A 19611-nucleotide genomic window follows, 5' to 3' on the forward strand; every position below is an offset into this window, starting at 1 on the left:
GGTGCGCTTCCCCGCCATCGGCGAACTGCCGTATCTGCTGACCCTGGGGGGCCACGGCTTCTACTGGTTCCGGCTCGCCCGGACCGCATCCCGAGCCCGCATCGGCCGACGACAGTGAGCGTGCGCCGACGAGAGGAGGCGTCACCATGACGAAGACCGCATTCCTGCGCCCGCGCAGCACACCCGCCGAGTCCATGGAGTCGTTCACCGGGCTGCTGCGCGAGTGGCTGCCGGGGCAGCGCTGGTTCGCCGGCAAGGACCGCCCCGTCACCGACCTCCATGTGTTGTCGATGACGGAGCTGTTCCCGGGTTGTCTGCACCTGCTGGTCCACGCAGGCCACGGCGGCGTGCCCTCCCCCGGCAACACTCCCCCGGCCGGTGACTGCTACCAGCTCCTCCTCGGCGTGCGGGAGCACCCGGCGCCACGCCTCGGCCGGGCACTCATCGGCAGGGTGCAGAACGGGCCACTGGCCGGACGGACGGTCTACGACGCCCTCCACGACCCCCGTTCGGCCCGGCTGCTCCTGGAACGGCTGCGTTATCCCGGCACGACCGGCCCCCTGCACTTCGAGCGCGACGCGGGCCGGCCGGGGCCCGGCGCCGGGCTGGTACCGCGCCTGCTGGACGCCGAGCAGTCCAACTCCTCGCTGGTGTACGGCGAGGAGTTCATCCTGAAGGTCTTCCGGCGGATCCAGCCCGGAGTCAACCCGGATCTGGAGGTACCGGGCGCGCTGTCCCGGCAGGGCTGCCACCGGGTCCCCGCTCCGGTGGCCTGGTTGCGTACCACGCATCCGTTCAAGGCGACGCTCGGTGTCCTCCAGCCGTTCCTGCGGAACGCCTCCGACGGCTGGACGCTGGCCCTGGACGCATTGGCCGCCGGGGACGACTTCACCTCCCAGTCGCACGCCCTCGGCCGGGCCACGGCGGACGTGCACCTGGCGCTGGCCTCGGCCTTCCCCGTCGGTGGACCCGAGGAGAACGGACTGACGGCGGCGGCGATGACCGAGCGGCTGACGGCCGCCGCGCACTCCGTTCCCGTCCTCCAGCCGTTCGTGCCCGGCCTGAAGGCCGCGTTCGCCGCGCTCGCGGTCTGCGACCCCGGCCCGGCCGCCCAGCGCATCCATGGTGACCTGCACCTCGGGCAGGTGCTGCGGGCCGGACGCGACTGGTTCGTCATCGACTTCGAGGGCGAGCCGTCCCGGCCGCTCTCCGAACGGCGCAGCGCCCACTCCCCCCTGCGGGACATCGCCGGGATGCTGCGTTCCTTCGACTACGCCGCCCGCCAGCGGCGCCCCTGGCGCCCGGAGTGGGCGCGCCGCTGCCGCGAGGCCTACTGCGCGGGCTACGCGGCGCGCTCCGGCTGGGACCCGCGAAAGAAGCACGGCCTGCTCCGCGCCTACGAGACGGACCGTGCCGTGTACGAGGTGCTGTACGAGGCCCGGCACCGACCCGACTGGCTGCCCGTACCCATGGCGGCGATCGAGCGCCTCGCCGTGAGAGGAGACTGAAGCCGTGGCCCTGCATGACACCCCGCTTCCCGAGTCGGCCGGGCCCACCCCGTCCGCTCCGGCGGCGTACGGGACCGCTCCCGCCCTCGATCCCACCGACCGGGGGCGCCTGCTGGCGGGCGCCCACCACGATCCGCACGCGCTGCTCGGCGCGCACCCGGTGCCGGGCGGCATCGCCTTCCGGGCGCTGCGCCCCTTCGCGCGGGCGGTGAGCGTGGTCACCGGCGGCGAGTGCGTCCCGCTCACCTCGGAGGGCGACGGCCTGTTCTCCGTGGTCCTGCCGCTGGACGCGATCCCCGCGTACACCCTGGCGGTGGCGTACGGGGACGAGGACGCCGTGGAGGTGCACGACCCGTACCGGATGCCACCCGCGCTGGGCGAGTTCGACCTGCATCTGATCGGCGAGGGGCGGCACGAGGAGCTGTGGACCGCGCTCGGCGCGCACCCCATGACCCACCAGGGCGTGAGCGGCACCCGCTTCACCGTGTGGGCGCCGAACGCCCAGGGGGTGCGGGTCACCGGGGACTTCACCTGCTGGGACGGCACGGCGTTCCCGATGCGCTCGCTCGGTGCCTCCGGGGTGTGGGAGCTGTTCCTGCCGGGGATCGGTGAGGGCACCCGCTACAAGTTCGAGGTGCACTCCCGGTACGGTCACCTGGCCCTCAAGGCGGACCCGATGGCGCGCCTCGCGGAGGAACCGCCGAACACGGCGTCGATCGTGACGTCCTCGCACCACGCGTGGGGCGACGCCGAGTGGCTGGAGCGGCGGGCCGACGTGCCCGTGCACGAGGCGCCGTTCTCGGTGTACGAGGTGCATCTGCCGTCCTGGAGACCTGGCCTGACGTACCGTCAACTGGCCGATCAGCTCCCCGCGTACGTGAAGGACCTCGGGTTCACCCATGTCGAGCTGATGCCGGTCGCCGAGCATCCCTACGGTCCGTCCTGGGGCTACCAGGTCACCGGGTTCTACGCGCCGACCTCGCGGCTCGGCTCGCCCGACGACTTCAAGTACCTGATCGACGCCCTGCACCGGGCCGGGATCGGCGTGATCATGGACTGGGTGCCGGCCCACTTCCCGAAGGACGACTGGGCGCTGGCCCGGTTCGACGGGGACCCGCTGTACGAGCCGGGGGACGCCCGGCGGGCTGAGCACCCGGACTGGGGGACGTACACGTTCGACTTCGCCCGGACCGAGGTGCGCAACTTCCTGGTCGCCAACGCCGTGTACTGGTGTCAGGAGTTCCACATCGACGGGCTGCGCGTGGACGCCGTCGCCTCCATGCTCTACCTGGACTACTCACGGGACTCCGGTCAGTGGGAGGCCAATGTGCACGGCGGCCGGGAGGACCTGGCCGCGGTGGCGTTCCTGCAGGAGATGAACGCGACCGTGTACCGGCGCTGCCCCGGCGTGGTGACGATCGCGGAGGAGTCGACCGCCTGGGGCGGGGTGACCCGGTCCACCGACACCGGCGGGCTGGGGTTCGGCCTGAAGTGGAACATGGGCTGGATGCACGACTCACTCGAGTACGTCTCCCACGAGCCGGTCCACCGCAAGTACCACCACCACGAGATGACGTTCTCGATGGTGTACGCCTACAGCGAGAACTACATCCTGCCGATCTCGCACGACGAGGTCGTGCACGGCAAGCAGGCCCTGGTGTCGAAGATGCCCGGCGACTGGTGGCAGCGCCGGGCGAACACCCGGGCCTATCTCGGCTTCATGTGGGCCCACCCGGGCAAGCAACTGCTGTTCATGGGACAGGAGTTCGCGCAGGGCGCCGAATGGTCCGAGCGGCACGGCCCCGAGTGGTGGCTGCTGGACGACGCGTACCACTCGGCGGGCGACCACCGCGGGGTACAGGACCTGGTGCGTGACCTCAACACCCTTTACCGCGCGACGAGGGCACTGTGGCAGCGGGACACCGACCCGGCGGGCTTCCACTGGGTCTCGGTGGACGCGGCCGAGGACAACGTGTTCGCGTTCCTGCGGTTCGACGCCGAGGGGCGTCCGCTGCTCTCGGTGTCGAACTTCTCCCCGGTCGTCCGGCACGGGTACCGGCTCGGCGTGCCCGACGACGTGAGCGCCTGGCAGGAGGTCCTCAACACGGACGCGGCCCGGTACGGCGGCGGTGACGTCACCCATCCGGACCCGGTCAAGCCCGAGGACGGCTGCCTCCGGATCACGCTCCCGCCCCTCGCGACGGTGTGGCTGGCGCCCGACGTCCCGTGAAGCCCGGCGGCACCCCGCCCTGTACCCACGCCGGACGGCAACCGGCGTGGGTACAGCGCGTCCTGACGAGCCGTAAGAGAGGGCCCGGGGATGCCCCGACCGGCCGTGTGCGGTATACACGGGCGTGGTGATCATCACCATCGGCTCCGCCCGGGGTCACGTGTGCGCCCTGTCCGGAGCCATGCGTACGCCCCGGTCCGGGGCCGCCGAACCGTGCGGCTCACGTCCGGTCCGGGGGCACGGGAAGCTCCGAGATCATCGGTGTGGCCACACTTCCCGCGATCCCGGCCCCGGAACGCCCCGGCTCGGCTACATTCAGGCACCGCCGATGACTCTGCCCGTCGGCCGAGTCACAGCCCGTACATGTCAGGAGCAGTGCATGCGCGACCCCGCTCTCGCTCCCTGGGCCGCCTCGCCCCTGACGGGCGGCCTCGCGGACAGTCTCTTCGAGACGGCCGCCGAGAGCCCCACCCTGCCGATGCTCGCCCGCCGCACCGGCCCGGCCTCCACGACCTGGGAGGAGGTCACCGCGCTGGAGTTCCGCGACCAGGTCGTCGACCTGGCCAAGGGGCTGGTCGCCTCGGGGCTGTCCCCGGGCGACCGCGTGGCGATCATGGCGCGCACCCGCTACGAGTGGACGGTCCTGTGCTACGCGCTGTGGACCGTGGGCGCCGAGGTCGTCCCCGTCTATCCGTCCTCCTCACGCGACCAGGTGGAGTGGATCCTCCGGGAATCCGGCTGCGTGGCCGTGATGGTCGAGGACGAGCAGGGGGTGATGACCGTCGGGTCCGTGTGCGCCGCGCTGCCGCTGCTGCGGCACGTCTGGCAGCTGGACTCGGGGGCGCTGGACCAGTTGGTGGCGCGCGGCGAGTACATACCGGCGGCCATGGTCGACTCGCTGCGCCGGATCGTGCTGCCGGACTCCACGGCCGTGGTCGCCTACACCTCCGGCGCCTCGGGGCACGCGATGGGGTGCGCCCTGAGCCACCGCAACCTGGCCGCCTCCTGCGACACCCTGCTGGAGGGCTGGGTCCACACGGCGGCCCCGCCGGGAGAGCAGCCCGTGCTCCTCGCCTACCTGCCGTTCTCCCATGTGTACGGGCTGATGGTCCAGGGCCTGTGCGTGCGCGGCGGCCTGTTGATGGGGCACGAACCCGACATCAGCACGGAGTCCCTCTCCTCGGCCCTGCGCACTCTGCGGCCCACCTATCTGCACGCGGTCCCCTCCCTGCTGGAGAAGATCTACAAGAACTTCCTGCGCGCCTCCCAACAGGCCGGGCGCGGAGCGCTGTTCGAGCGGGCCGCCGGCACGGCCCGCGACTTCGCCGCCGCCGTGGAGCGGCAGCGGCTGGACCGGGGCCCGGGACCCGGCCTCGACCTGCGACTGCAGCACTCCCTGTACGAGCGCACGGTCTACCGCAAGCTGCGGGCCGCACTGGGCGGACGAGTACGCAGGACCGCCTCGGGCGGCTCGACCCTCAGCCGCGATCTGTCCCTCTTCTACGAGGGCATCGGCATCTCCGTCCACGACGGCTACGGTCTCACCGAGACCGGGGGCGGTGTGACCATGCAGCCGCTCGGCAGGGAGAAGTCCGGCACCGTCGGACGGGCGCTGCCGGGCAGCGAGATCAGGGTGGCCGACGACGGGGAGATCCTGGTGCGCGGGCCGTCGGTGTTCCAGGGCTACCTGGGCGACGAGGCCGCCACCCTGACCGCGCTGGCGGGCGGCTGGCTGGCCACGGGTGACCTCGGCCGGGTGGACTCGGAGGGCTATCTGACGATCACCGGCCGCAAGAAGGACATCATCATCACCAGCAGCGGCAAGAGTGTCGCGCCGGCGGCCCTGGAGCAGCGGCTGCGGATGCACCCTCTCGTCCACCAGGCCGTCGTCGTGGGCGACGACCGGCCCTGTGTGGGGGCGCTGATCACCCTGGACCCGGAGTTCCTGACGCACTGGCGGGCGGCTCTCTCCCTGCCGGGCGACGCGCCGACCCGGGAGGCCAGGGAGGAGAACGCGCTGCATGAGGAGATCGCGCGGGCGGTCGCCGCGGCGAACAGCAGTGTGTCGCGTTCGGAGTCGATCCGGGTGTTCCGGGTGCTTGCGGAGCCCTTCGACGTGACCAACGGACTGCTGACGCCGTCGATGAAGCTGCGCCGGGACGAGATCGTGCGACGCCACGCGCTGGAGATCGACGCGATGTACCACTCGCGTTCGCGTCCGAAACGGGCCCCGGCACCGGAGGAGCCGTCGGTCTGGGACGACTCGGACAACGTCTTCCGCTGACCGCGCGGCACGTGCCGCCGAAGTGACGCGGGGGTCACCCACCGCGCACGGACATACGGGCGCGTAGGCTTCGCCGGCCCGGGAACCCACAGATCAGGGAGACGAAGGAAAAGGAACGAGTCATATGAACGGCTGCCCGTCGAATCCGGGGCAGGGAAGGCGACATGGCATCCGAGCCGCGTAGGGACAAGTCACTGGCCGCCGAGGAGATCACGGACCGCGTCGCCGGCTTCCACGGGGAGCTGCACGACGTCACCGACGCACGCCTGGTGGCGGAGGAGTTCCTCTTCGACCTGGCCCGCGTGTCCGCGCCGACGGCTCCGGAGCACTGGGACGACATCCTTCTGGTGGTCACGGAACTGGCCGCCAACGCGGTCCAGTACGCGCCGGGCCCCTTCGAGATGCGGTTGCGCCGGACGTTCGACGGGGTGCACGTGGTGATGCACGACACGAGCACCACCGCGCCCGCGCCCCGGCCCTTCCGGCCCAGCCACGGCGGGGGCGGGATCGGCTGGCACCTGATCCACACGCTGTGCGACCAGGTCAGCGTGGTCGGCACCGACCACGGCAAGGACATCCATGTGTTCCTGCCCTGGTGACGGCCGCGGACGGCGACCGACGGGCGGCCGCCGCGCGGGTTCGCCCGGCGGCGGTCAGCAGACCGGGTCGATCAGCCCCCGGTAGTACTCGCCGACCTCCGTGAGGTACTCGGGGTCCATGGTCTCGCTGTCGGTCCTGAACCGGGGCGCCGCCTTCACCTCCGCCCTCGTGCAGGACACCGTTATCCTCCGCTCGCCGGTGTCGACGGCGGTGATGACGCCGACCGGCACGAGAAGGCTCCGGCCGAACACCCAGACGCCGGTGTCGACGACCAGGTGCCGCATGGAGTGGTGGTCGGCCTGCCGGTCCACATGGCCGATGGTGCCGTCGCTCGCGACGACGGTGTATCCCGTCAGGTCCAGATCCTGCCCCTGGGCTGGACCCAGCTCCGGCGCGTATGACCAGATGCTGTCGATGGACACGCTGCTCCTTGCCTCCCCGGTGGACGACGCTCCCGGAGCGGGCGGGTCCGTCGTCGGCCCGACCGTCTCCACAGCAGCCCACTACCCGGCTGGAGCCGGTGCATTCGGCGGGCGCCGCCGCAAAACCGGCCCCGGGCGGCGGCCGGGCCGGTATGCGGAGCACCGCATGACACGGCGATGTGGGGGTAGGCGGCCGCACGTGCGGCCGTCCCCGGTCGCCGGCTCGTCTGGGAGGTAATTCGTGTCCATGGTTCCGAACCCGCTGTCCGTCGAGGTGACCGTGCCCCGGGAGGACACCGTCCTGCTGACGGTTCAGGGGTACCTGGACGCCGACACCGCGAAGGAGTTCCAGCATCATCTGGCCAACCAGTTCCACCACGGGCGCCGGCACTTCCTGCTGGACCTGTCGGCGGTCCCCTTCATGGACTCGTCCGGCATGAACATCGTCCTGCGTGTCTATCAGGAGGCCCGTGACCTGCCGGGAAGCGTGCACATCGTCTCCCCTCTCCCCGCGGTGCGCCGCGTCCTGGACCTGACCGGCGTGAGCATCACGGTCCCGTTGTCCGAGAGCGTCGAGGAGGCGCTGGAGCGCGTCGACTCCCTGTCCGGCGCACCGCGGGAGCCCGGTTCCTGAGAGGCCCGGGGCGTCGTTAGAGTGGTCGCCCGGCAAGGTCACAGCACCGTCTCGGCACCTTCCCGGGCTCGGTGCGGCAACGACGACGAGGAGACACAGGTGCCTGAGCGCGAAGCGGGCGAACCGCTCGGAACGCCGACGCTCGAGGTCAGGGACTTCCTGCGGCAAAGGCGTGAGCAGATCGCCCAGCGGTGGGCGGACGAGCCCCTGTTCCGCGCGGTGTTCACCCTCTCGCGCGACGAGGCGGTGGAAGCAGGCAAGGCAGTCGTCGACGCCCTGGCCCAGGTCGCCGACGCGCGGCGGGTCGAGGACTCCGACGCCGCCGGGTTCACCGGTGTCCGTGAGCAGCTGGCGCGGATGACCGAGGCCCGCAGCCGCGCGGGGCTGTCCGCCACGCAGGTGTCGAACGAGCTGGCCGCCCTGTGGCCGCCGATCGAGAATCTCCTCGCCGCCGACCTGGACCAGGCCGCGCCCGAGGAGCTGCGGGCGTGCACGACCACGTTGAGCGTGCTCATGGGCACCCTGCGCGTGGTGGCCATGCAGACGGCCCTGAGCGAGGTGCAGGCGCTCATCGACCGGCAGCGTCTGCAGCTGCTGGAGGTGGCGACGCCGGTCATCAGGCTCTGGGACGGGATCGTCGCGGTCCCGCTGATCGGGACGCTCGACAGTGCCCGCAGCCAGGTCGTGATGGAGACGCTGCTGAACGCGGTGGTCGACCAGCACGCCCGGTTCGCGATCCTCGACATCACCGGAGTGCCGACGGTCGACTCGCTGGTGGCGCAGCATCTGATGAAGACGGTCGCGGCGGCCCGGCTGATGGGCGCGGAGTGCATCGTCTCCGGTATCCGTCCGGCGATCGCGCAGACCATGGTCCACCTGGGTCTCGACCTCGGCTCGGTGCTCACCCGGGCGAGCCTCGCCGACGCGCTGGGCTACTGCATGCACGAGCTGGGGGTCGACGTCGTGAGCACGACGGCCGGCAGCGCGGTCCGCCGGTGAGCGAGGCGTTCTCCCGCCCGGTCGCGGGACATGTGCCGGTACTGAGACTCGGCGACGTGCTTCTGGTGACTCTCCAGGGAGACCTGCACGACAGCACGGCCCAGCAGCTCCAGCAGGACCTGTCGGAGACCATCGCGAGCAGCGGGGTCACGGGGGTGGTGATCGACATCTCCGGCGTGGAGATCGTCGACTCCTTCCTGGGACGGGTGCTCGCCGAGATCGCGGCACAGTCGTCGCTGCTGGCCGCGCGGACCGTCGTGGCCGGGATGCGACCGGCGGTCGCCATCACCCTGGTGGAGCTGGGGCTGACGCTGCCGGGGCTGCGCACCGCGCTCGACACCCAGGCGGCGATGGCACTGCTCGAGCAGCCCGTCGTGCTGTCCCGCGCGGGTGGTGCGCGCCGGGAGCACCGATGACGCCCACCGCCTCGGGGGTCGAGGCCTGCCTGCCCATCCGGTCGGACATGGACTTGATGTGGGTGCGCCAGCATGTGCGTCAGGCCGCCGCCGTGCTCGGCTTCGGACTGGTGGACCAGACGAAGCTGGTCACCGCCGCCAGCGAGCTGGCACGCAACACCCTGGTGCACGGCGGGGGCGGGCAGATGGACGTCTCCCGGGTGTCCGCCGGGTGCGGTGGCGGGCTGCGGCTGACGTTCACCGACTCCGGGCCGGGCATCCCCGACCTCGAGCGGGCGCTCAGTGACGGTTACACCTCCGGCGGCGGGCTGGGGATGGGGCTGGGCGGCGCGCGGCGCCTGGTGCACGATTTCGAGGTCGAGAGCACAGTGGGATCGGGAACCACGGTGCGGGTGACCTCGTGGGTGAACCGGCCGCCCCATGCGCGGGAGGAGAGCTGATGCCACGCCTCTGGGACGTACCGGTGCGGGACTCCACCCGGGTACGGGACGCCCGGGTCGCCGCCGAGGAAGCGGCGGCCCTGGCCGGTCTCGACGAGCGGAGCACCGCCGCCGTGTCGCTGGTCGCGACGGAGCTCGCCACCAATCTCCTCAAGCACGCGCGGGACGGCGAGGTGCTCATCGACGTCGTGCAGCCGTCCGTGCTCCGCGAGGGCGACCGGGCGCGGGCCGTGCAGATCGCCGCGGTCGACCACGGGCCGGGCATCGCCGATGTGGCCGACGCGCTGCGGGACGGGTTCAGCACGACCCGCTCACTGGGAGCGGGCCTCGGCACCTGCCGGCGGCTCTCGGACGAGTTCGGTCTGCACAGCGTGCTCGGTCGGGGCACGGTCGCGGTGGCCCGTGTCGGTGGCGGCGTCCCTCCGTCGCCCGGCGGAGACGGCCCGCGCGGGGACGGTGGGCCGTCGGTGCCCGTGATCCGGGCCGGCGGGGTCAATGTCCCCTACGCCAGGGCCGACCACTCGGGGGACGCCTGGGTCTGGGTCAGGTCCGGGGACCGGTACACCCTGATGCTGGCCGACGGGCTGGGCCACGGCCCCGAGGCGGCACGCGCCTCCACCGCCGCCGTGGAGGCGGTGCTCCACCGGCCCCATCTCACCCCCGCCGAGGCACTGCGCCGGCTGCACGAGGAGCTGGGCGCCACCCGGGGCGCGGCCGTGGTGGTGGCCCAGCTCGACACCCGGACCGAGCGGCTGCGGTTCGCTGGGATCGGCAACATCGGGGCCCGGCTGCGCGAGGGCGACCGGTGGCGTGCCCTGCTCTCCCGGCCCGGCATCGTCGGTCACCACCGGCCCGGCACCGTGCGCGAGGACGATCTCGCGTGGTCCGCCGGGAGTGTGCTCATCCTGCACACCGACGGTCTGCCCAGCTCCTGGGCCCCGCCGTCGGACCCCTGTCTCACGGCGGCCGACCCGGCCGTGACGGCCGCGGTGACGATCCGCGACGCGGGCAGTGCCGCCCGCCCCGTGCGGGACGACACCGCGGTGGCCGTCCTGACCTCCGCACCACCGGGCCGGCCATGACGCGCGTATGGCAGATCAGCGGCGTGAGCGACGCGGCACGCGCGCGTGTCTCGCTGGTGCGGCTGGCCGCCCGCCACGGGGTGCCAGCCGTCGAGCGGGCCCGGCTGGCGGCGGCGTTCGGCATCCGGTTGCGGCAGTGCCTGACCAAGGGCGGTACCTGGCGGCTCACCGTGGGCACACCCGGCTCGGACGACGGGGAGGGCGTGCTGCACGCCGTGCTGTTCCCCCCGCCGGACGCGAGCGCCGCCGGGGAGACTCCGTGGGAGGTGACGGTCCCCTGCCCGGAGGCGGGCCGGCCGGACGGCGGAGGCACGGTGACGGACGATCCGGCCGATCTGGCCCAGGCGCTGCTGAGCACCGACGAGGACACGGCCCAGGTGCTGGACCGGCTCGCCGAGCAGGAGGCGCTGGTCGCCTTTCACCGGGAGGAGCTGCACCAGACCAACCAGGGCGTCCTGGCCCTGCACGCCGAGCTGGACGCGGCGGGACGCGCCCAGCGGGAGGCGTTCGCCGCCGAGCACCGGGCGCGCAACGAGGCGGAGAACGCCCGCCGCAGACTGACCTTCCTGGCGGACGCCAGCGCGGTGCTCAACGCCTCGCTGAACCACGGCGAGATCGTGCGCAGGCTGCCCGAACTGCTGGTGCCGCGGTACGCGGCCCGGGTCGACATATGGCTGTTCGACGAGGACGACGATCCGCACCACCCCCCGACCCGTCCGGCCGCCGCGGTGCGCGCGGCCCGCACCGGGCGGCCGCAGTACGCCGCCGACCACCCCGGTGGGCTGCGCGGCGTGGACGACCGGCCGCCCTCCCTGCTCGATCCCGACAGGCCGCTGCTGTGCGTGCCGCTGCTGACGCGCCAGGCGCCGCTGGGCGTACTCACCCTGTCGCCGCCCGGTGAGCGCTGGGATCCGGACGACGCGGTGATGCTGCTCGAGCTCGCCCGCAGGGCCAGTATCGCCATCGGCAACGCCCGCCGCTTCGAGCACAACCGGGACATCGCCGAGACGCTGCAGCGCGCCCTGCTCACCGAACTGCCCACGACCCCGGGGCTGAGCCTGGCCGCCCGGTATCTGCCGGCCACGCACGGCATGAACATCGGCGGCGACTGGTACGACGCCTTCCACCGGCCGGACGGGAGTCTGATCACGGTCATCGGCGACGTGACCGGGCACGGGCTGCACGCGGCGGTCATGATGAGCCAGTTGCGCACCGCGCTGCGCGCCTACGCCGTCGACGTCGGCAGTCCGGGCCGGCTGCTGACCCGGCTGCACAGGTTCCTGCACCAGCTCCAGCCGCATCTGTACGCCACTGCCGTCATCGCCCGGTTCCACCCGGACGGATCCACACTGACGTGGGCCGCCGCAGGGCATCCGCCGCCGGTGCTGCGGCTGCCCGACGGGCGGGTGCGCGCCCTGGACGCCAAGCCGGGCGCGATGCTCGGGATCCCGCTGGAGCAGAAGATCGCCGACCACACCGAACAGGTGGCGCCGGGTTCGACGCTGGCGCTCTACACGGACGGGCTGGTCGAGCGGCGCGCCCAGGGCATCGATCCGGGCATCGGGCGGCTCGCGGCGGCGCTCGGCTCGTTCGCCCCCGCGGAGCTGGACACGGACCTGGAGGGCTCGGCGGACCGCCTGCTGCAGCCGATGCTCAGCGATTCCGAGCGCGACGACGACGTCTGTCTGCTGCTCTGCCACCTGCACGGCTGAGCCCCGCGCCCGCCGGGCGGCGGACGGCCGGCCCGCACGTGTCCCGGGCTTCCCGGTGCGTTCCGCCGCCGGTGCGGGCATCGTGGTGCTGAAGGTTCTCGCGTGCCGGGCCCCCTCGAAGTCGATGTGACGCGTCGCGCGCCGCGATCGAGGAGGTGCAGGGCGGCGTTCCCTGGGAACGCGAAGGGCGTCGACGTTCGAGTCAGACCGTGTGGAGCCGCAGGAAGGGATGAGCACCGTGACACGACCCAGGATCCTGGTGGTGGGCGGAGGCTTCGCCGGCGTGGCGTGCGTTCGCCGGCTGGAGCGGAAGCTCTCCCCGTGGGCAGCAGACATCACCCTGGTGACACCGACCTCCTATCAGCTCTACATGCCGCTGCTCCCCCACGTCGCCTCCGGTGTGCTGTCACCGCAGTCGGTCGCCCTCTCCCTGCGCCGCAGTACGAAGTACCGCACCCGGATCATCCCGGGCGGGGCCGTCGGAGTGGACCTGAGGTCCAAGGTCTGCGTCATCCGCATGATCACGGGCCGGACCGTCGCCGAACCCTACGACTACATCGTGCTGGCCCCCGGCAGCATCACCCGCACCTTCGACATCCCCGGACTCACCGATCACGCCTACGGCATGAAGACGCTGGCCGAGGCCGCCTACATCCGCGACCACGTGATCGCCCAGCTCGACCTCGCCGACGCCAGCGAGGACCCGGCCGAACGGGCCGCGCGGCTGCAGTTCGTGGTGGTCGGCGGCGGCTACGCGGGCACCGAGACCGCCGCCTGTCTGCAGCGGCTGACCCACGCCGCCGTCGAGCGCTACCCGCGTCTGGACCCGGGCCTGATCAAGTGGCACCTGATCGACATCGCGCCGAAGCTCATGCCCGAGCTGGGCGAGAAGCTCGGGCGCAGCGCGCAGGAGATCCTCACCCGGCGCGGCATCGAGATCTCGCTCGGTGTCTCCATCGCGAAGGCGGGCCCCGAGGAGGTCACCTTCACCGACGGCCGGGTGGTCCCCACCCACACCCTCATCTGGACGGCCGGCGTCGTCGCCAGCCCGCTGATCGCCACGCTCGGCGCGGAGACGGTCCGGGGGCGGCTCGCCGTCAACGCGGACATGTGTCTGCCCGGCCACGACGGGGTGTTCGCCCTGGGGGACTCCGCCGCGGTGCCCGACCTCGCCAAGGGCGAGGGCGCGGTGTGCCCGCCGACCGCGCAGCACGCCCTGCGGCAGGGCAAGCAGGTCGCCGACAACGTCATCGCGACGCTGACCGGCCGGCCGTTGCAGCCGTACCACCACAAGGACCTCGGGCTGGTCGTGGACCTGGGCGGCACCGACGCCGTGTCCAAGCCGCTCGGTGTGGAACTGCGGGGCCTGCCCGCCCAGGTGGCGGCCCGCGGGTACCACTGGTCGGCGCTGCGTACCAACGTCGCCAAGACACGGGTCATGACGAGCTGGCTGCTCAACTCGATCGCCGGGGACGATTTCGTGCGTACCGGCTTCCAGTCCCGCCAGCGCGCCAAGCTGGGGGACTTCGAGTACACACACGCCTACCTGACGCCTGAACAGGTGCGGGCGCACGTCGAGGAGGCGGGCCGACGGGTGCGGTGACCCCGTCCCTGCGGCTTCTCCGCCCGTTCGGTGCCCCGCCGTCCCGGTGATCCTGCCGGTGGGGGGCCCTTGGCGGGTGCTGTCCGGGCACATGCCATGCTGGCATTCCGATCAACGCGAGCGACAGGAGCGTGTGCGGCGGCGTGAAAGCGGCGGGGCACTCGGTGCGGACACGACTGCGGGACCGCCTGGCGGCGTCGGATCCCGGGCTGCTGCGGCTGACGGCCGGACTGCGGACGGTGGGCGCCATCGCGCTGACGCTGGCCGTGCTCGCCCTCGTGGGGGCGGGCGTCACCCAGCTGGTGGCGGGCGCGATGACCGCGACGGTCGCCACCTTCGCCGTCCGGGAGAAGCAGCGCGGTGCCCAGGCCGTCACGCTCGCCCTCGGTCTGCCGGTGGCGCTCGTGGCCGTGTCGCTCGGCGCGGTGCTGAGTGAGCGGGTCGTCGTCGGTGACGTCTTCTTCACCGTCCTCATCTTCTGCGCGGTCTACGCCCGCCGGTTCGGCGACCGCGGGACCGCCCTGGGGCTGATCGGTTTCCAGGTCTACTTCGTGTCCCTGTTCATCGGCGCCTCCCCCGGGAAGCTGCCCGGGATGTGGGCCGCCCTGGCCGCCGCGTTCGTGTGCAGTGCCGTCATGCGGTTCGCCGTCGTCCCCGTGACCCCGGCCGGGCTCCTCGCGCGGCTCCGGGAGGCCTTCCGCGCCCGGCTGGCCCAGCTCGTGACGGCGCAACTGGCGCTGCTCGACGCCGCGCCGGACGAGGTCGACAAGGCACTGGAGGACGTCCGCGCGGGTACCGCCCGGCTGCACGAGACGGCCCTGATGATCCAGACGCGGTTGGAGCAGGGAACCCCCGACGAGTCGTCGGCGCGGCTGGTGCAGCGCCGGATCGCGGACGCCGAGATCGCCGCCGAGCGGCTGGGCCTGCTGCTGCTGTCCGCCCGCAGCGCCGAACGCGCGGACACACTGACCCTGCACCTTCCGGGCGCGCCCGCCCCCGAGGCGGGCCGGACGGCGGCACCGGACGAGGCCACCGCCGGACTGCGCCGCGACCTGCTCGCGCTGCGTACGCTGGTCCTGCTCGCCGGGCCCGGGGTGCCGGGGACGGCGCTCGCGCACGTGCGCAACCGCCTGCTCGCCTACCGGGACGAGGAGAACCTGCCGGCGTGTTCTCCGGCCCTCCAGGACGTGTTCCGGGCCGTCGGCGAGTCGGCCCGTGCGGTGATGGGCCTGCGGATCGCCCTGGACGGTCCGCAGGACGAGTCGGACGACACCCCTGCCACGGCCCGCTCCCGGGAGGAGCTGGACGCCGAGGACGCCTCCATCGACGCCGGGAAGGAGGAGCGGGCGGCCGAGGAGGACACGGGGCTGCGACGGCCCACCACCCGGGCCGCCGTACAGGTCACCGTGGGCTCGTCGCTGGCCATCGCCGGCGGTGAGCTGCTGTCCTCCGAGCGCTGGTACTGGGCGGTCCTGACGTGCTGGATCGTCTTCATCAACACCTCGTCGACGGGCGAGATCCTGGTCAAGGGCTACCGGCGGCTGCTGGGCACGGTCCTCGGCGTGGTCGCCGGCATCGCGCTGGCCGCGGTGGTGGGCGGGCACACCTGGACGACGTTCGGCCTGATCCTGGTGCTGATCTTCGCGATGTCCTACACGGCGCCGCTCTCGTACACGCTGATGTCGTTCTTCGTGACGGCGATGGTGGGACTGCTGTACACGCTGCTGCACACCTACAGCTGGGAGGTGCTGCTGCTGCGTGTGGAGGAGACCGCGCTGGGTGCCGCCTGCGGGGTGGTCGCCGCGGCCCTGGTCCTGCCGGTGCGCACGGACCGGCGCACGAACGAGCTGCTGGGCACCGTGCTGGAGCGGCTCACCGAGGTCACCGAGGCCGCCGTCGACCAGCTCAGCGGCGGACCCGCCGTCGATCTGCTGGACCGGGCGCGGGAGCTGGACCAGGCGCTGGGCGATCTGCGCTCCGCCACCCAGCCGCTCACCCATCCGGTCACTCCGCTGCGGGGCCGACGGGACACCGCGCGGTACGTCGTGGCGCTCCTGGAGACCTGTGCGTACCACGCTCGCTCGCTGGCGGCGACGGCCGAACTGCTGCAGACCCACCCCTCGATCGCGGCGGATCCACGGCTGCGCGGGGCGACGGGGCGCACGGTGCGCAACATCGCGGCGATCGCGGCCCGGGTCGCGGACGAGGACGTCACGTCCAGGATCGAGACGGGGCCGAGCTTCGCCTCGTTGCTGGGCGGTTCCGGTGAGGGCGGCGCCTCGCGCTACGGCCGGATCACCGGCCGGGTGCTGCGGCATCTGGAGCGGTTGGACGAAGCGGTGGTGGGTCTCGCGCGCCCGCTGGGCGTACCGCTGGCGACGCGCGAGCGGTGACGGACCTTCCGTGGCGGGCGGCCGGGCCCGCGACCTCGTGCGGTCCGGTGGGCAGGTCCGCTCAGAAGTCGGTGGGCAGGCCGCTGGCCTCGGCGATGCCGCGCAGTTCGTCGTTCTGCCGGTGCCGTTCCCTGATGTAGCCGGCGATCTCGTCGAGCCGGGACGGGTCGGCGGCCGTGGTCGCGTCGGTGACCACGCGGACCGGCCCGCTCTCGTCGACGTCCAGCTCGACCACCTCGTTGTCCATGCGGCCGGTGACGGCTGTGGCGATGACGAGGGCGGCCTCGTCGCGGACCTCCTGGGGCAGTTCGTCGTCCCCTCCGTCCAGAGCGACGTCGAGACCGGACAGGCGGTGTTCCTCGATCGCCCGGAGCACCGGCTCCACCACACGGAGCAGCAGGCGGTAGTCCTCGGTGTCCATCCGGATGCGCAGCAGGTCGAGGTAGACGTCCACGGGTCGGCCGTCCGGCGGGATCTCGGATTCACTCATCTGCACCGTGTTCCCTTCTTGCGGTCGCTTCTTGCGGTCGCTTCTTGCCGTCGCTTCTTGCCGTCGCTCATACGACAGGGATGACTGACGACCGGCGACTGGCGGCGGTACGACGCTCAGGCATGCCCTCGACGGGTGGTCGTCGTCCGTCGGCCCATCACGTCGGCGCGCACGCGGGCGCAGCTGCGGCTGATGAGCCGGGAGACGTGCATCTGGGAGATCCCCAGCTGGTCGGCTATGCGGCTCTGGGTCATGTCCTCGAAGAAGCGCATGTACAGGATGGTGCGCTCGCGCTCGGGCAGGCGGCGCAGTCCTTCCTTGGCGGACTCGCGGTCGACCACGACGTCGTAGGCCGCGTCCGAGGCGCCCAGGGTGTCGGCCAGGCTGTAGCCGTCGTCGTCGGGCGACATCTCCGCGTCCAGTGACAGGGTGCTGAAGCTCTCCAGCGCCTCCAGTCCGGCTCCGACCTCTTCCTCGGTCAGCCCCGTGTGCTCGGCCAGGGCGGCGGGCGAGGGCTCGGGGCTGCCGGGCGTCTGAGCGAGGTCCCGCCGGGCGATCCGTACCTTGTTGCGCAGTTCCTGCACCCGGCGGGGCACCCGCAGGGCCCACATCCGGTCCCGGAAGTGCCGCTTGACCTCGCCGGTGATGGTGGGGACGGCGTAGCTCTCGAAGGCTCCGCGGGCCGGGTCGAAGCGGTCCACCGCCTTGACCAGTCCGAGTGCGGCCACCTGACGCAGGTCCTCGACGGATTCGCCGCGGTCGCGGAAGCGGCCGGCGATGCGGTGGGCCATGGGCAGCCACGCGGTGACGAGTTCGTCGCGGACGGCGTCCCGCTCGGGGCCGTCCTCCAGTGAGACCAGCCGGGCGAACAGGGCCGCGGTGTCCGGAGCGTCTTCGTGGCGCCTGCGCGCGTCGTGGGCCGTGGGGGTGGCCGCCGTCGCGGTGGCGGTCGTGGGCGTCGTGGCGGCAGGGGCCTGGGTGGTGGTCGTGGTGGCGGCGGGGTCGGGGCGGTCGGTGGGCGTGTCGATGAGCATGCGATTTCGCTCCCGAACAGTGGATTTCAGGGTGGTCTACCGCGGGACGGCCGCTGCGGGGACGTCCGGAGGGAATTCCTCAGCAGCCATGCCTCTCCCGCTGGTGCGCCTCCGGTCCGAAGCACGACCCTCCGACTGCCCTCCCGCCGGTGGCGCAAACTCCGCTTCCCGGCACAATCTGCCGGACGGGCTCGACGGGCCTTCAGGGCAGGGGGACCACGGCGGTGATGCACTTGCCGCCCGTGGGCAGGTCGGCCACCCGCACGTCGCGGCAGAGCCTGCAGACGATGGGCCAGCCCCGGCCGCCCGGTGTGAAGCGCCCCTGCCGGTCGGTCGTCGGCCGTGCGACGGGCAGTTCCGCGCTGCGGTCGCTCACCGAGACGCGCACTCCGGGACCGGTGACGTCGACCCGGAAGTCGGTGATGCCGCCACCGTGCAGGATCGCGTTGGTGGTGAGTTCGGAGGTGACGAGCAGCGCGTCCGCGAGGGCCTCGGCGTCGCACGGGGTGTGCGTGGTGCGGCAGCGCTCGCACACCGCCTGCCACACGGCCCGGCGCGCTTCGGCCGGCCGTGGCCGATACGGTGGCCGCGTGTCGGCGCGGCGAGCGCCGGGCGGGGCGATGTCGGTTCCGGTCATGCGCTCCTCGCACATTGTTCGGCTCCCTGTCCGATGAGGAATGTCATCTCCTTCGGCTCACCTGCCCCGGCACCGGCAAACCTTCCGAGCTTTTTCCGAACGCCTGCCATTCCCGTGGCTCAACGGGGTAGGCGGACGTCATGACCGGTGTGGTGGACTCGGACGAACTGGTGCGACGGATCCAGCGGGCGCGGGCCCGCGCGGCCCACGAGGAGCGGCTGTGGCGGACGAGGAGCGCCGAACTCGAACGGGCCGATCCCGCGGAGAAGGGAGTCGCCGACATGCACAGGCTGGCGTACGAGGCCGTGCTGCGGGTGCTGGACGAGATCCTGACTCCTGGCAGGTCCGACGTGCGGAACTGACCGGCCGGTTCCGGGAGCGTTCCCGGACTGCGGGAGCGTTCCCGGACTGGTGGAAGTGAAACAGGTCACGTGACCCGTTTCCGGCGGCACACACCCGCACAGATGGTTTATCGTTCACCCATAAGTGGTGACGGAGTCGACGCCCGTCCTCCCTCCACCACCTTTTACCGCCCTGGCTGGCTTCCCCCGTCCAGCCAGGGCTTTTACCTGCCGAAGTGCCCCGGACGGCGGCAGCGGCTCCAATGGACGTAGGCACCGGTACCGAACGCCCGGCGAGGAGCCCTGCCTCATGACCAACGCGATCAAACTCCTGACGGCCCTCCCCCCACCGCAGCGCCGACGTCTGATGGAACTCGCGCGGGAGGTGGTCTTCCCGGAGGACACCCGGATCTTCGAGGCCGGGGGCACCGCCGACCGTTTCTGGGTCGTCCGCTCCGGTGCGGTCTCCCTCGACCAGCGGGTGAACGACCTGCGCCGGGTGACGGTCGCCACCCTCGGCGCGGGCGACCTGCTGGGCTGGTCCTGGCTGTTCCCGCCCCACCGGTGGGACTTCGGCGCCGAGGCGTTCAGTCCGGTCCGCGCCTACGAGTTCGACGCGGCGGCCGTGCTCCGGCTGTGCGAGGAGGACCCGGCGCTCGGGCTGACGCTGGTGCGCTGCGTCGCCGAGATCCTCGCGCACCGGCTGGAGGCGACACGGGTCCGGCTGATGGAGCCGCACACGACGCGCGGGCACCGCGCACTGTAGACCCGCCGCCCCGTACGGCC

General features: G+C 72.4%; 18 protein-coding genes and 1 pseudogene. 15 read left to right on the plus strand and 4 right to left on the minus strand.

Features of this window, described 5'->3' with window-relative positions; translation table 11 throughout:
* The 5 genes and pseudogenes from JL475_RS40420 to JL475_RS29145 form a co-directional block, all read left to right on the plus strand.
* Nucleotides 1-118 (plus strand): annotated as a pseudogene (locus JL475_RS40420) (alpha-glucosidase C-terminal domain-containing protein); the annotation flags it as partial.
* A gap of 28 nt (nucleotides 119-146) precedes the next feature.
* Nucleotides 147-1508, plus strand: a complete 1362-nt coding sequence (locus tag JL475_RS29130; protein WP_202280956.1) for a maltokinase — start codon at nucleotides 147-149, stop codon at nucleotides 1506-1508.
* Between the two features lie 4 nt (nucleotides 1509-1512).
* The gene (glgB, locus tag JL475_RS29135) at nucleotides 1513-3738 is read left to right on the plus strand and encodes a 1,4-alpha-glucan branching enzyme (protein ID WP_202280957.1); all 2226 of its coding nucleotides are present in this window, start codon (nucleotides 1513-1515) and stop codon (nucleotides 3736-3738) included.
* Nucleotides 3739-4117: 379 nt separating this feature from the next.
* On the plus strand, nucleotides 4118-6022 hold the full coding sequence (locus JL475_RS29140) for a long-chain fatty acid--CoA ligase (protein ID WP_202280958.1): 1905 nt from the start codon (nucleotides 4118-4120) through the stop codon (nucleotides 6020-6022).
* A gap of 164 nt (nucleotides 6023-6186) precedes the next feature.
* The gene (locus JL475_RS29145) at nucleotides 6187-6621 is read left to right on the plus strand and encodes an ATP-binding protein (protein ID WP_202280959.1); all 435 of its coding nucleotides are present in this window, start codon (nucleotides 6187-6189) and stop codon (nucleotides 6619-6621) included.
* 54 nt (nucleotides 6622-6675) lie between these two features.
* Here JL475_RS29145 and JL475_RS29150 read toward each other — a convergent pair whose 3' ends face one another.
* Nucleotides 6676-7044 (minus strand): PRC-barrel domain-containing protein, encoded by a 369-nt coding sequence (locus tag JL475_RS29150; protein WP_202280960.1) that lies wholly within the window; start codon nucleotides 7042-7044, stop codon nucleotides 6676-6678.
* A 241-nt stretch (nucleotides 7045-7285) separates the two neighbouring features.
* Here JL475_RS29150 and JL475_RS29155 point away from each other — a divergent pair, with 241 nt between their 5' ends.
* The 8 genes from JL475_RS29155 to JL475_RS29190 all read left to right on the plus strand — a co-directional run bounded on the left by JL475_RS29155 (nucleotide 7286) and on the right by JL475_RS29190 (nucleotide 16323).
* Nucleotides 7286-7678 carry an STAS domain-containing protein gene (locus JL475_RS29155; protein ID WP_202280961.1) on the plus strand — a complete coding sequence of 131 codons (393 nt, stop codon included), beginning with the start codon at nucleotides 7286-7288 and terminating at the stop codon, nucleotides 7676-7678.
* Nucleotides 7679-7777: 99 nt separating this feature from the next.
* Nucleotides 7778-8677 (plus strand): STAS domain-containing protein, encoded by a 900-nt coding sequence (locus JL475_RS29160; RefSeq protein WP_202280962.1) that lies wholly within the window; start codon nucleotides 7778-7780, stop codon nucleotides 8675-8677.
* Nucleotides 8674-9093 carry an STAS domain-containing protein gene (locus JL475_RS29165; protein ID WP_109380966.1) on the plus strand — a complete coding sequence of 140 codons (420 nt, stop codon included), beginning with the start codon at nucleotides 8674-8676 and terminating at the stop codon, nucleotides 9091-9093. Before JL475_RS29160 ends, JL475_RS29165 begins: the two co-directional genes overlap by 4 nt.
* Entirely contained in the window at nucleotides 9090-9533 is a 444-nt protein-coding gene (locus JL475_RS29170) for an anti-sigma regulatory factor (RefSeq protein WP_202280963.1), read from the plus strand. The genes JL475_RS29165 and JL475_RS29170 overlap by 4 nt, the downstream gene beginning before the upstream one ends.
* Nucleotides 9533-10615, plus strand: coding sequence for an ATP-binding SpoIIE family protein phosphatase (locus tag JL475_RS29175; RefSeq protein WP_202280964.1), 1083 nt, complete (start codon nucleotides 9533-9535; stop codon nucleotides 10613-10615). The genes JL475_RS29170 and JL475_RS29175 overlap by 1 nt, the downstream gene beginning before the upstream one ends.
* Complete coding sequence (locus JL475_RS29180) at nucleotides 10612-12327, plus strand: PP2C family protein-serine/threonine phosphatase (RefSeq protein ID WP_202280965.1); 1716 nt, start codon at nucleotides 10612-10614, stop codon at nucleotides 12325-12327. The genes JL475_RS29175 and JL475_RS29180 overlap by 4 nt, the downstream gene beginning before the upstream one ends.
* A 229-nt stretch (nucleotides 12328-12556) precedes the next feature.
* Nucleotides 12557-13930 (plus strand): NAD(P)/FAD-dependent oxidoreductase, encoded by a 1374-nt coding sequence (locus JL475_RS29185; RefSeq protein WP_202280966.1) that lies wholly within the window; start codon nucleotides 12557-12559, stop codon nucleotides 13928-13930.
* A gap of 143 nt (nucleotides 13931-14073) precedes the next feature.
* The gene (locus JL475_RS29190; RefSeq protein ID WP_202280967.1) at nucleotides 14074-16323 is read left to right on the plus strand and encodes an FUSC family protein; all 2250 of its coding nucleotides are present in this window, start codon (nucleotides 14074-14076) and stop codon (nucleotides 16321-16323) included.
* Nucleotides 16324-16384: 61 nt separating this feature from the next.
* On the opposite strand, the gene JL475_RS29195 is transcribed toward JL475_RS29190, so the two are convergent.
* The 3 genes from JL475_RS29195 to JL475_RS29205 form a co-directional block, all read right to left on the minus strand.
* Nucleotides 16385-16813 (minus strand): hypothetical protein, encoded by a 429-nt coding sequence (locus JL475_RS29195; protein ID WP_202280968.1) that lies wholly within the window; start codon nucleotides 16811-16813, stop codon nucleotides 16385-16387.
* A 116-nt stretch (nucleotides 16814-16929) separates the two neighbouring features.
* Nucleotides 16930-17847 (minus strand): SigB/SigF/SigG family RNA polymerase sigma factor, encoded by a 918-nt coding sequence (locus tag JL475_RS29200; protein WP_202280969.1) that lies wholly within the window; start codon nucleotides 17845-17847, stop codon nucleotides 16930-16932.
* Nucleotides 17848-18049: 202 nt separating this feature from the next.
* A complete protein-coding gene (locus JL475_RS29205; RefSeq protein WP_202280970.1) occupies nucleotides 18050-18499 on the minus strand; it encodes an ATP-binding protein in 450 nt (149 codons plus the stop codon).
* Between the two features lie 125 nt (nucleotides 18500-18624).
* Between JL475_RS29205 and JL475_RS29210 the strand changes: the two genes are divergently transcribed.
* Both JL475_RS29210 and JL475_RS29215 read left to right on the plus strand, forming a co-directional pair.
* A complete protein-coding gene (locus JL475_RS29210; RefSeq protein ID WP_202280971.1) occupies nucleotides 18625-18846 on the plus strand; it encodes a hypothetical protein in 222 nt (73 codons plus the stop codon).
* A 289-nt stretch (nucleotides 18847-19135) separates the two neighbouring features.
* Entirely contained in the window at nucleotides 19136-19591 is a 456-nt protein-coding gene (locus JL475_RS29215; protein WP_202280972.1) for a cyclic nucleotide-binding domain-containing protein, read from the plus strand.
* Nucleotides 19592-19611 lie beyond the last annotated feature (20 nt).

Source organism: Streptomyces sp. M2CJ-2, from assembly GCF_016757295.1.
GTDB lineage: Bacteria > Actinomycetota > Actinomycetes > Streptomycetales > Streptomycetaceae > Streptomyces.

Coding starts and splice junctions, on each gene's coding strand:
- JL475_RS29130 (WP_202280956.1), top strand. CDS start 147: ATGACGAAGACCGCATTCCTGCGCCCGCGCAGCACACCCGCCGAGTCC.
- JL475_RS29140 (WP_202280958.1), top strand. CDS start 4,118: ATGCGCGACCCCGCTCTCGCTCCCTGGGCCGCCTCGCCCCTGACGGGC.
- JL475_RS29145 (WP_202280959.1), top strand. CDS start 6,187: ATGGCATCCGAGCCGCGTAGGGACAAGTCACTGGCCGCCGAGGAGATC.
- JL475_RS29170 (WP_202280963.1), top strand. CDS start 9,090: ATGACGCCCACCGCCTCGGGGGTCGAGGCCTGCCTGCCCATCCGGTCG.
- JL475_RS29175 (WP_202280964.1), top strand. CDS start 9,533: ATGCCACGCCTCTGGGACGTACCGGTGCGGGACTCCACCCGGGTACGG.
- JL475_RS29180 (WP_202280965.1), top strand. CDS start 10,612: ATGACGCGCGTATGGCAGATCAGCGGCGTGAGCGACGCGGCACGCGCG.
- JL475_RS29185 (WP_202280966.1), top strand. CDS start 12,557: ATGAGCACCGTGACACGACCCAGGATCCTGGTGGTGGGCGGAGGCTTC.
- JL475_RS29195 (WP_202280968.1), bottom strand. CDS start 16,813: ATGAGTGAATCCGAGATCCCGCCGGACGGCCGACCCGTGGACGTCTAC.
- JL475_RS29200 (WP_202280969.1), bottom strand. CDS start 17,847: ATGCTCATCGACACGCCCACCGACCGCCCCGACCCCGCCGCCACCACG.
- JL475_RS29205 (WP_202280970.1), bottom strand. CDS start 18,499: ATGTGCGAGGAGCGCATGACCGGAACCGACATCGCCCCGCCCGGCGCT.
- JL475_RS29210 (WP_202280971.1), top strand. CDS start 18,625: ATGACCGGTGTGGTGGACTCGGACGAACTGGTGCGACGGATCCAGCGG.
- JL475_RS29215 (WP_202280972.1), top strand. CDS start 19,136: ATGACCAACGCGATCAAACTCCTGACGGCCCTCCCCCCACCGCAGCGC.